General features: G+C 41.2%; 3 protein-coding genes. 2 read left to right on the forward strand and 1 reads right to left on the reverse strand.

Annotated elements, in window-relative coordinates:
• Both gmd and PX636_RS11000 read left to right on the forward strand, forming a co-directional pair.
• Nucleotides 1-1,080: GDP-mannose 4,6-dehydratase (gene gmd, locus PX636_RS10995; protein WP_288117176.1), on the forward strand; the 1,080-nt coding region annotated here is incomplete at its 5' end.
• A 12-nt stretch (nucleotides 1,081-1,092) separates the two neighbouring features.
• Entirely contained in the window at nucleotides 1,093-2,031 is a 939-nt protein-coding gene (locus PX636_RS11000; protein WP_012265988.1) for a GDP-L-fucose synthase family protein, read from the forward strand.
• A 53-nt stretch (nucleotides 2,032-2,084) separates the two neighbouring features.
• Here the strand turns inward: PX636_RS11000 and PX636_RS11005 are convergent, their stop codons facing one another.
• On the reverse strand, nucleotides 2,085-2,762 hold the full coding sequence (locus PX636_RS11005; protein ID WP_004159248.1) for a hypothetical protein: 678 nt from the start codon (nucleotides 2,760-2,762) through the stop codon (nucleotides 2,085-2,087).
• Between the last annotated feature and the right edge of the window lie 1,076 nt (nucleotides 2,763-3,838).

A 3,838-nucleotide genomic window follows, 5' to 3' on the forward strand; every position in this document is an offset into this window, starting at 1 on the left:
ACTGAAGCTAAACGCGCCCTAATTACCGGCATCACCGGCCAAGATGGTTCCTATCTGAGCGAATTATTATTAGAAAAAGGTTATCAAGTCCACGGTATCATCCGTCGTACCTCCACCTTTAACACCGATCGCATCGATCATATCTACACTGACCCCCACCAGCCCGATACTAAATTATTTCTTCATTATGGCGACCTCACCGACGGCACGACCCTGCGGCGTATCCTCGAACAAGTGCAACCAGTAGAAGTGTATAATTTAGGGGCCCAATCCCACGTGCGAGTTAGTTTTGATGCCCCAGAATACACCGTCGATGCTGTGGGGGTGGGGGTCTTAAGATTACTAGAAGCAATTCGGGATTACCAAAAAAGAACCGGCATCGAAGTCCGTTTCTATCAAGCAGGTTCCTCGGAAATGTTCGGGAAAGTCATGGAAGTTCCCCAAAAAGAAACCACGCCATTTTATCCCCGCAGTCCCTACGCTTGTGCGAAAGTTTACGGTCACTGGCAAACGGTCAACTATCGGGAATCCTACGACTTATTTGCCTGTAACGGCATTTTATTTAACCATGAATCCCCCCGTCGTGGAGAAACTTTTGTCACGCGCAAAATTACCCGCGCTTTGGCCCGAATTATTGCCGGACAACAGAAAAAACTTTATTTAGGAAATCTCGATTCTAAACGGGATTGGGGTTATGCTAAGGATTATGTGCGGGCGATGTGGTTAATGTTACAACAGCAAGAACCGGATGATTATGTAGTGGCGACAAATGAAACCTATTCTATCCGGGAGTTTCTCGATATTTCTTTCCAATACGTTAATTTAAATTGGCAGGATTATGTGGAGTTTGATCAACGTTATTTGCGTCCGGCGGAAGTGGATTTATTGATAGGAGATTCCACAAAAGCCAGAGAGAAATTAGGTTGGCAGCCGTCGGTAACGTTCGAGGGACTGGTAAAATTAATGGTAGATGCGGATTTAGCGGCTTTGGGGATTAATCTTAATAACGGTGGTGATAGCGGACAGTTATTAAAAGATTTGGCTTATCTTCGCAATCGTTCAATGACAACTGTGGATTAAAGAGGTAAAAATATGCTGAATTTAAGCGAACAAAGAATCGTTGTCACCGGGGGGGCTGGATTTTTAGGTCGGCAAGTAGTTAATCAATTAATTGCAGCGGGGGCCAATCCCGAAAAAATTACAATTCCTCGGTCTAAAGATTGTGATTTAAGAGTTTGGGAAAACTGTCAACGTTTAGCCGACGAAGAAGATTTAATTATCCATTTGGCTGCTCATGTGGGAGGCATCGGTCTCAATCGGGAAAAACCCGCCGAATTATTCTATGATAATTTGATGATGGGAACCCAATTAATTCACGCTGCCTATCTAGCAGGAGTGCAAAAATTTGTCTGTGTGGGGACAATTTGTGCCTATCCAAAATTTACTCCAGTACCTTTCCATGAAGACGATTTATGGTCAGGATATCCCGAAGAAACCAATGCGCCCTATGGTATCGCTAAAAAGGCTTTATTGGTACAATTAGAGTCCTATCGTTTGCAGTATGGTTTCAACGGAATTTATCTTTTACCGGTGAATTTATACGGGCCAGAGGATAATTTTGATCCAGGTAGTTCCCATGTAATTCCTGCTTTAATTCGTAAGGTTTATGAGGCACAACAACGGGGGGATAAACAACTTCCTGTCTGGGGAGATGGTAGTCCAACCCGGGAGTTTCTCTACTCCACCGATGCAGCGCAAGGCATTGTCATGGCCAGCCAATTCTATAATGAATCAGACCCGGTTAATCTTGGTACAAATTCTGAGATTTCTATCAAAGATTTAGTCGAATTAATCTGTGATTTAATGGGTTTTGATGGCGAAATTGTTTGGGAAATAGATAAACCCAATGGTCAACCGCGACGCTGTTTAGATACAACCCGCGCTAGGGAAAAATTCGGTTTTGTTGCCCAAATGGAATTTAAAGAAGGTTTGCAAAAAACCATTGAATGGTATCGGCAAAACGCCGCTTAGTCCAGATAGCTGGTGTGTTAGATAAATAACTAACACACCAGATTTTTTTAAGGTTACTGACCGGTAAAATCAGAACGAAGGGTTAATTTTAAATCTTCCTTGGGGTTAATTGACAATAATTCCACCGATTCTCCTCGTAATAACCAACCGGCTAATACTTCTAATCCCCCTCCTCGTAATAATCCCTCGCTAACCGGTTGGTCAGAAGTAAAAGAAGCGAGGACAGAAGCGGCGGATTTTCCTAATACTGCACCCTGAATAATTTTGTCGGGGTTAACTCCTTTAATTAGCTTTTCTAGACGAGTGAAAACTGCCGAAATAGCATCAATAGATTTTTCTTGGGGTTGACGGGTTTTTAAAAAGATTTTTTGGGATAAAAAACGCGAACCTTGACCATCAGGTTTAATTTCTCCGATAATCTGACTACCATCGGGAATAATTGTCTGTCCTTGGGAATTTTTGATATTATCGGTGACGGTCAGAGATAAAGAAAAAGTTTCTTGTTTGGTTAAAAGAATTTTTTCCCCTTGCTCGTATTTTACAGGGATGTCTGTGCCGGCAGGAATTAATTGATCATTCCCCAAAGGAATCGGTTTAATCGGGTTAATTGGGGCGAATTGACGTGCGATCGCAGGAGTCAAGGAAAGGGAGACCACAACGAAAGAAGCACTTAAAAGCATTGTTAATAGGGTCAGAGGATGATGACGACCCTGCTTTTGAAAATATAGCATCTTACCCTTGAGTTTCCTAGTGGGAGCGAATTAAAGACAGAGACGAAAGCGGAAAAAAGTTTGTTTCCAAGCAAGAAAATGCGGTAAAAAGGGGAATTTTAGCAAAAAATAACTGAGATTTCCTACTAATTGCCAGTTATTAGTTTATTTGGTCTATTGAAACGCCAAAACTCTTGATTTGTCCGCAGTTCTTAGTTTGGCACGGTTAATGGAGAACAATAACTATTTATGGGAAAATTATAGGTTCAATCCTATCAAAAAAAAATCACCCGATCGAATTAAAATCTCTGAAAAAATGTAACAATTGTGACAAAAAACTGAAGAAACCTCTGATCGGGTTGCCACCGATCCCAAACTCAGGACAAGGGGTCATCTAAACCTGGCCCCACAGAAACGGCACACCTTCGCTTTCGGTTGAATTAACTCAGCACAATGAGGACAAGGAACCCTATCCCTGTCCTGTGATCGAACAGAAACAGTTCTCTCGCTATTCCAAGTCACGATCAACCCAAAAAGAGCCACTAGCACCCCAACTGCTGGATTAAAGGCCATCATTACAAACCCAAAAATCAGCATACTCAAACCAATAAATTTATCCATAAGCTCAGGGGAAGCGCATCTTAACAATCCTTGACAAAATGAACTTTGTGTGGGTTGCTTGCCCAGAGGACGATTCAGGCATATTTGAGGAGAATTTGTCATCTCAATTGTTAAGCAAAAATCGACCAAATGTTAAGATTTCGTAACTATTCTGATTGACTGATATCAGCTGAAATGCCCATGCGTATCACAAAATTGGCCAATTGTCAATAGCTTTTGAGATGCTCTCACCCTGAATTTCTGGTATATTTTTAATTAAGGAGAAATTTAACGGGAGTCCTCTTGCTCCATTTAGATAGGGGAGAGCGCGGGAAGTTTCCAAATATCATCCTTTTTGTCCTGTACTTAGGAGTAGATTATGTTTACTAAACTTAATAATTTGTGGAATCAGTTTTTCAGGAGATCAAGAAGGATTAATGATAAACCATTAAATAAAGTAAGTTTATTGGTAATAATAATTGTTGATATTTTCATCT

It is taken from the genome of Microcystis sp. M53598_WE2 (assembly GCF_030067735.1).
GTDB lineage: Bacteria > Cyanobacteriota > Cyanobacteriia > Cyanobacteriales > Microcystaceae > Microcystis > Microcystis aeruginosa.

What these genes read in the sequence shown, in the direction of transcription:
- PX636_RS11005 (WP_004159248.1), bottom strand. Translation starts at nt 2,762, where the DNA reads ATGCTATATTTTCAAAAGCAGGGTCGTCATCATCCTCTGACCCTATTA.
- PX636_RS11000 (WP_012265988.1), top strand. Translation starts at nt 1,093, where the DNA reads ATGCTGAATTTAAGCGAACAAAGAATCGTTGTCACCGGGGGGGCTGGA.